The sequence below is a fragment of the Francisella noatunensis subsp. noatunensis genome, assembly GCF_009823375.1.
Lineage (GTDB): Bacteria > Pseudomonadota > Gammaproteobacteria > Francisellales > Francisellaceae > Francisella > Francisella noatunensis.
In genome coordinates, this window is sequence record NZ_WBSX01000086.1 from 1 (window position 1) to 7,922 (window position 7,922).

The following is a 7,922-nucleotide window of genomic DNA, read 5'->3' on the forward strand; positions in this document are numbered from 1 at the left end:
TAGCTTTTTAACTTTACAGGATAGCTTATGATTATTTGAAGTTCTGCGGCTTTGATATAGCTTCTGTGCTATCTCAGCATTATAGTCACTATTTATACTAGTGCGATTAAGTTCCTTTTTTATAGCTCTTTCACTATAGCCAATTTTATTGGCTATTTGAGATGTTTGGTATCCTAATTTAAGTAATTCTTCTATACAATATCTATTTGAAAGAGTTAAGTGCTTTGGCATTTTTTAGTTCCTTATCGTTTATTTTAGTTTCGTCAAAACCTAATAAACTATATTTGGAACTCTCTTTCAACTATTTAAAACTTTCAGAATACAATCTAGCTTTCAAAAAGTATCTTTATTAGCTAATATTCTAAAGTCAAATATAATATAAACTCTATTTTTGAGAGGAGCTCAAATATGAATAATAATTTCTATGCTAATATTGAGAACAAAATACAAGAAATAAAAGAAGCTGGTACATACAAAAGCGAAAGAATAATAGCAACCCCACAAGAACCTGTCATTAATCTAGAAAATGGTGAAACACTAATTAACTTCTGTGCAAACAACTATCTTGGCTTTGCAAATAATTCAGAAATAGTTTCTTATGCAAAAAACCATATTGAAGAATGTGGTTATGGTATGGCATCAGTTAGGTTTATCTGTGGTACAAACTCTGTGCATAAGCAACTAGAAAAAGAACTAAGTGAGTTCTTTGAGTTTGAAGATACAATCCTATATCCATCATGTTTTGATGCCAATGCAGGGCTTTTTGAGACACTTCTTACAAAAGAAGATGCTATTATAAGTGATTCTCTTAATCATGCTAGTATTATTGATGGTATTAGATTGTGCAAGGCGATGCGTTTTAGATATAACAACAATGATATGCAAGACCTTGAAGCAAAACTTATAGAAGCTAATCAAGCTGGAGCAAGATTTAAAATGATTGCTACAGATGGCGTCTTCTCAATGGATGGTATTATTGCTGATCTAAAATCAATCTGTGACTTAGCTGATAAATATAATGCTATTGTTATGGTTGATGATTCTCACGCTTCAGGGTTTGTAGGTAAAAATGGTAAAGGTTCAATTGAGCATTGTGATGTTATGGGTAGAGTTGATATCCTAACTGGTACTCTAGGCAAAGGATTAGGTGGCGCTTCAGGTGGATACATTTGCGCTAAAAAAGAAGTAGTAGATTTACTTAAAAACCTTTCTAGACCATATCTTTTCTCAAATGCTTTAGCACCTATAATAGCTAAAACATCCATTAAAGCTTTAGAGATAACTAAAAATTCAAATGAATTAAGAGAGCAATTACAGGCAAATCAACAGAGATTTAGATCAAAAATGACTGCTGCAGGTTTTGATTTAATACCAGGAAAACACCCTATTATTCCTGTCATGATATACGATGAGAAAAAAGCAGCTGAATTTGCTGATAAGCTACTAGATTATGGTATATATGTAATCGCTTTTTCATATCCAGTGGTACCTAAGGGTAAAGCTAGAATTAGAACACAAATGTCTGCTGCTCATACTTTTGAGCAAATTGACAAAGCTGTTGATGGCTTTACAAAAGCTGCTAAAGAATTAGGTATTATATAGTTAATAGGAATCAAACTATGAAAGCACTTGCTAAATTAAAAAAAGAACCTGGTATTTGGATGATTGATGATGCTCCTATGACAGAATATGGCTACAATGATGTTTTGATTAAAATTAAAAAAACAGCAATTTGTGGCACTGATTTACATATTTATAATTGGGATAAGTGGTCTCAAGCTACCATATCTGTACCAATGATTACCGGACATGAGTTTGCTGGTGAAGTTGTAGCTAAGGGAAATGGTGTCACAAGTGTAGATGTTGGCGATAGAGTATCAGGTGAAGGTCATCTTGTATGCGGACAATGTCGTAATTGTAGAGCAGGTAAACGCCATCTTTGTAGAAAAACCATAGGCATAGGTGTAAATGTACAGGGAGCTTTTGCTGAATATTTAGTAATGCCAGCTGTCAATGTTTTTAAGATCCCTGATTCTATCAGTGATGATATAGCTAGTACATTCGATCCTATGGGTAATGCTATTCATACAGCACTTTCATTTAACCTAACTGGTGAGGATGTGCTTATAACTGGAGCTGGTCCTATTGGACTTATGGCAGTCAAGATAGCAAGATTCTGCGGTGCTCGTAGAATAGTTATCACAGATATTAATGAATATCGTCTACAGATGGCTAGAGACTTCGGAGCTACTGTTGCAGTAAATGTATCAGAGTTTCAAAATAATCAACAACAATTGACAGCACAAATGCGCAATGCTATGTCAGAAATTGGCATGACAGAAGGGTTTGATGTAGGTCTAGAAATGTCTGGGATTAACTCAGCAATATCTATGATGCTTGATGTTATGAATCATGGTGGCAAGCTGTCACTTTTGGGCATATCAGCTGGCGATATCTCTGTTGACTGGGGAGCTATCTTGTTCAAAAGTCTTACTCTTAAAGGTATTTACGGCAGAGAGATGTTTGAGACATGGTATCTAATGACTAGTATGCTTCAAGCAGGTATGGATATGGAACCAATCATCACACACAGACTTCATATCGATGATTATCAAAAAGGATTTGAAATAATGAAAAGTGGTCAATGTGGTAAAGTGATATTGGATTGGAGTAGGTAAGTGGAAAATTCAAATCACACAAAGACAACTAAAGTTGATATACAATGGATTTTTACACTGTTTGGTACTGCTATTGGGGCTGGGCTATTATATCTTCCTGTTCAAGCTGGGCATAGTGGATTATGGGCTTTAGTAACAGTTCTTATTTTTGCGCTACCATTGACATATTATTCACATAAGAATATGGCGAATATAGTTTTATATATAGATAATGGTGACATCACAGATGTTTTCACACATAATCTTGGTAAGTTATTTGGGCTAATTTGTGTAGTACTCTATTTTTTTGCTATATTTTTAAATATGCCGATGTACTCAATTGGTTTAAATAATGAACTAAGTAACTTCTTATTAAACTATCATATTGTTAACACAAATCTTTCGACTAATATATGGTTTAGTTTTAGTATTCTTGCTGGACTATTAGTTATTGTTTCTTTAGGGATCAATTTAATCCTTAAATTTATGCAACTAATAGTAATATTTCTAATAATATTAGTAATTACACTGTCACTATATATAATTCCATATTGGAACTTTGAGTTTATAACTGATAGTCATTTTGACACTATTGGTTATATTACTGGTGTATTAATGGTCTTGCCAATTTTAATATTATCGATGAATCATTCACCTGTTATTTCTAGTCTAGTAATATTCTATCGTGATTATGTAAAAGTAGAACGCTCGCAAGAGAAGTACAAAGTATATAAAATACTTCAGATTAATGCATTGATTCTTTTTATATTTGTACTATTATTCGTAACATCTTGCTTACTCAGCACCACAGTACATGACCTTGATAGAGCGAATATAAATAACCTCTCAATAGTAACTCTGATACAAGAACAACATCCAGGGACATTACTAAACATTCTAGCTCCTATGATAGTTTTTACAGCTATTATAAGCTCATTTATCGGTTGCCATATTGGCTCTAAAGAAGCATTAAAATATTTATTCAAATACTTTTTTAGAAATATCTATAAGATCAATATTACAGATATAGTCATAAATAGAATTTGTGTCAGTCTAATATTTATAATCTTATGGATATGTACAATCTGCAACTTCAAAATACTTAACATTATAGGAATATTAGTCGCTCCTACCGTAGCTTTCTTGTTGTATGTATTACCCGTGATAATAATCTACAAAAACATACAATACAAAAACTACAGACGTGTAGTACTTGATTGTATTTTATTTATAATGGGATTAGTAATAATATTTGGGTATGTGATAGGTTTACTACTAAAATAGATACTAGCTAATCTGCCAGTTAGCAAACTCTAAATCATCTTGCGTTGTGATCTTAATATTCTTCCTAGAACCTTCAACGACTATTGGGTTTATACCATACAGCTCCAAAGCCGATGCTTCGTCTGTTATTTTATCTATGAGATTATTTGTATAACAAAAATCAAATGCTGTTTCTAACTGCCCAAGTCTTGATAGTTGTGGAGTCTGTGCAAGCCAAATATCTTGTCGATCAATAGTCTTTACAATCATCTTTATCGCTACTTTTTTAACCGTTTCAAATGCTCTAATAGCCAAGATACCAGCTTGAGTATGAGATTTTTGAGTTTGATTATAAAGAGCTATAACATCTTCTATATTCACACAAGGTCTAGCTGCATCATGTACAAATATCCAATCATCACTTTTACGATCATTGATAATTTTAAGCGCATTATAAACACTATGAAACCTTGTGGCTCCACCTATACAGGATTGTACCTTTGGATGATTAAAATACTCAGAATTACTCCAAAGATTATCATTATCACTAACAGCTACAATTACTTTATCAAAAAAGGAATCTTTGACAAACTTTTCTAAAGTATTATCAAGTATAGTCTTACTATTAATGAGTTTGTAATATTGCTTAGGAATATCTAATCCCATTCTTGAGCCTATCCCAGCAGCTGGAATTATTACATATTTATTTGACACTATAAAAAACATCTCCCTGCTTTATGAAGCCCATATTTTCACGAGCCAAACTCTCAAGCACTTCGCTATTTTTACGCAGTGAAACTACTTCGGAATACAGCTGCGCATTAGTCTGAGATTTATGCTTAATTTCTTTTGTTTGAGTAGCAATTGATTTTTTTAGCACATAATACTTTAACAAACCTGTGTTACTAAACCAAAGCTGATATTGTAACAAGATAATTAGTAATAAAACTGCTGAAATAAAAATATAAAAAAAAGAATTAGATTTAATATCCATGAAACTATTATTCTTCTACTTGCACTACAACTTTTTCAGTTTCACTTTCTTCAACAATAATCTCTTGGACTTCATTATCTGCTTCTTCTGAGCTAAATACAAATGCTTTGATACCAGGGTAAATAGCATTTTCACCAAGCTCTTCTTCTATTCTGATTAACTGGTTGTATTTTACTATACGTTCAGCTCTTGATAATGAACCTGTTTTGATTTGTCCTGAGCATGTTGCTACTGCTAAATCAGCAATGATAGTATCAGAGGTTTCGCCTGAACGATGTGATACTACACATGTATAGCCTGCTTGACCAGCCATAGCCATTGCTTCAAAAGTCTCTGTTAGAGTACCGATCTGATTAAGCTTGATCAAAATTGAATTAGCGACGCCTTTTTCGATACCTTCAGCAAGGATTTTTGGATTAGTTACGAATAAATCATCCCCAACTAACTGGACTTTCTTGCCTAGTCTTTCAGTCATTAACTTCCATCCATTCCAATCTTGCTCAGCCATACCATCTTCGATTGATACAATTGGATATTTTTCAACCCACTTAGCAAAGTACTCTACCATCTCTTCAGAAGTTAGTGACTTGCCTTCAGATGCTAATTCATATTTGCCATCTTTATAGTATTCACTACTAGCAGGATCTAATGCTATAAACACATGCTTACCAGGCTCATATCCAGCTTCTTTAACTGCTTTAAGAATTGCTTCAATAGCAGACTCATTTGATGGAAGATCTGGAGCATAACCACCCTCATCACCAACACCAGCTACACTATAACCATCAGCAATTAGAACTTTTTTAAGTGTATGGAAAACTTCAGATCCACATCGTAGAGCTTCTGAAAAGGTATCAAACCCTGCTGGAACGATCATGAACTCCTGCATATCCACATTATTATCAGCATGTGATCCACCATTGATCACATTCATCATTGGTACAGGCATTAAATATTCTTTAACATCCATCAGATAACGGTAGAAAGGCTTTCTCAAATGAGATGCTGCCGCTCTAGCTGTTGCTAATGAAACACCTAAAATAGCATTTGCACCAAGATTACCTTTATTCTCTGAACCATCAAGTTCTATCATAGTCTTGTCAATTAATCTTTGATCAAGAGCATCCAAACCTTTAACTGCTTGAGCAATTTTAGTATTAACATTCTCAACTGCTTTATAAACACTTTTACCCAAGAAAAGAGACTTATTACCATCTCTTAACTCTAATGCTTCTCGAATACCAGTAGAAGCTCCTGAAGGAACAGCAGCACGACCAAAAGCACCACTTTCTAAAATTACATCTACTTCAACAGTAGGATTACCACGTGAATCTAATATTTGTCTAGCAAAAACTTGCTTGATTTGTGATGACATAACTATAATCTCCTTTAGATAAATTAAGTCTTGTTATGAATTTTAAAAACCTTATCAATTATAAGCTAGCGATGTATGCTTTGCAATTTAATATACTTAGATTATTTCTCCGAAACTATCTCTTGCACTTCGCAAAAATTAAGACTCTCTGGTGTTGCTATGGTGAATGAAGAAGTATCAACTGCTGATTTTCTAACAAAAATCCTATACGTTGAGTACACACATAAAATAGCGCTAAGTATCGCTGTTATAATAAAAAATCCAAATGGACCAAATACTGACATAACACTGGATATTATAACAGGACTAACAACTGATCCTATTCCATAAGCAATTGTCAAAACCCCTATAGCCCCAAGCACTTCATTTTCCTCTAAAAAGTCACTAGCGTGAGATATAGATAATGGATATATGACAAAAGCACAACCACCAAATACAAATATAACTACTCCAAATATCAAATAAGAAGTATGAAAAATAGCAATAAGCAATGATGCAATAAGTATACCGGCTCCAGCTAACAATATTACCTTTCTCCTATCGATAAGATCTGAGATTTTTCCGATAGGTACTTGCAGCAACATTCCTCCAAGAATAGTTGTCATCATTAGCACAGAAACCATATCGTGCTGAAAGTTTGCCCTGACCATAAATATTGGCAACAATGTATATATAGAACCTAATAAAGAGCCTCCTATCACACTAGCAGCCATTGCAAGAGGCACTTTTTTAATAATTCTTATTAGTGAACAAACTTCTTCAGAATGTGGTACTGGAGCTACTGTTTTTGTAAATGCCATCAAAACAATTGCAACACTACAAAGTAATGATATAAAACAGTATGCTAGTAATCCATTGCTAAAATGAACATTAATCATTAACTGTGATAATGCTTGTGTTCCATAGTAAACAAATAGGTATATCGAAAACACTAAACCACGATTTTTTCTCTCAGCAGATAAAATACACCAACTCTCTATAACAATAAATAATGCCGCAAGAGAGTATCCACAAACAAATCTAAAAAAAACCCAAATCGGTACACTCTTATTTATACCAACTATCAAAGTACTAATTGCCATAAGAGACGCAAATAGAACAAAAGCTCGAATATAGCCTACTCTAACTATCGTAAATTGTGAAAAATAAGATCCTGCTGTCATTCCCAAAAAATAGGCTGCTGATATTATACCTATCATTAAGTTAGAACGACCAAGACTATTTAGCTCTATTGATGAGTAAGTTGTGAAATAACCATTACCAAATGATAATACACACATTGCAATTATAGGAGTAAGAATAAGAAATAGAGTTTGTCTAACAGTCACTGTTCTACCCTCCGTAAGATATATAATCAATACTGCAAATTATATAGAAATGGACTAAGTAAGTTAAGCTAATTATAGGAAAGTTTTTTCGGAGCTTTTTTATACATTTTTTTTTAGCTTTAGCCAGTTTACATATCCATATATTGCATGCTAGATTGTATTCTCAATGTTTATAGAGATACCAAAATGTACTTCATTAGGTGTCAAGTAATTTAAACATTTCTTAGGTCTATTATTCAAGTCTATCTGTAACTTTCTAATGTATTGATGAGATATATTGTTAAAGTTAGTACCTTTAGGTATAA

General features: G+C 33.1%; 8 protein-coding genes and 1 pseudogene. 3 read left to right on the top strand and 6 right to left on the bottom strand.

What is annotated here, in order from left to right; all coding sequences use genetic code 11:
* Positions 1 to 231: helix-turn-helix domain-containing protein (locus tag F8C69_RS07455; protein ID WP_159183974.1), on the bottom strand; the 231-nt coding region annotated here is incomplete at its 3' end.
* 177 nt (positions 232 to 408) lie between these two features.
* Between F8C69_RS07455 and F8C69_RS07460 the strand changes: the two genes are divergently transcribed.
* Genes F8C69_RS07460 through F8C69_RS07470 form a run of 3 tightly spaced genes read left to right on the top strand, consistent with a single transcriptional unit; the run spans position 409 to position 3,941 of the window.
* On the top strand, positions 409 to 1,602 hold the full coding sequence (locus F8C69_RS07460) for a glycine C-acetyltransferase (RefSeq protein ID WP_159184761.1): 1,194 nt from the start codon (positions 409 to 411) through the stop codon (positions 1,600 to 1,602).
* Between the two features lie 17 nt (positions 1,603 to 1,619).
* Entirely contained in the window at positions 1,620 to 2,678 is a 1,059-nt protein-coding gene (tdh, locus tag F8C69_RS07465) for an L-threonine 3-dehydrogenase (RefSeq protein WP_159184762.1), read from the top strand.
* Positions 2,679 to 3,941, top strand: a complete 1,263-nt coding sequence (locus tag F8C69_RS07470; protein ID WP_159184763.1) for an amino acid permease — start codon at positions 2,679 to 2,681, stop codon at positions 3,939 to 3,941.
* Between the two features lie 3 nt (positions 3,942 to 3,944).
* Here F8C69_RS07470 and ispD read toward each other — a convergent pair whose 3' ends face one another.
* The 5 genes and pseudogenes from ispD to F8C69_RS11440 form a co-directional block, all read right to left on the bottom strand.
* Positions 3,945 to 4,634 (bottom strand): 2-C-methyl-D-erythritol 4-phosphate cytidylyltransferase, encoded by a 690-nt coding sequence (ispD, locus tag F8C69_RS07475; protein WP_159184764.1) that lies wholly within the window; start codon positions 4,632 to 4,634, stop codon positions 3,945 to 3,947.
* On the bottom strand, positions 4,624 to 4,914 hold the full coding sequence (locus F8C69_RS07480) for an FtsB family cell division protein (protein WP_159184765.1): 291 nt from the start codon (positions 4,912 to 4,914) through the stop codon (positions 4,624 to 4,626). Before F8C69_RS07480 ends, ispD begins: the two co-directional genes overlap by 11 nt.
* Positions 4,915 to 4,921: 7 nt before the next feature.
* A complete protein-coding gene (gene eno / locus F8C69_RS07485) occupies positions 4,922 to 6,289 on the bottom strand; it encodes a phosphopyruvate hydratase (protein ID WP_159184766.1) in 1,368 nt (455 codons plus the stop codon).
* A gap of 101 nt (positions 6,290 to 6,390) precedes the next feature.
* Positions 6,391 to 7,569, bottom strand: a complete 1,179-nt coding sequence (locus F8C69_RS07490; RefSeq protein ID WP_234384195.1) for an MFS transporter — start codon at positions 7,567 to 7,569, stop codon at positions 6,391 to 6,393.
* Between the two features lie 198 nt (positions 7,570 to 7,767).
* Positions 7,768 to 7,922 (bottom strand): annotated as a pseudogene (locus F8C69_RS11440) (IS30 family transposase); the annotation flags it as partial.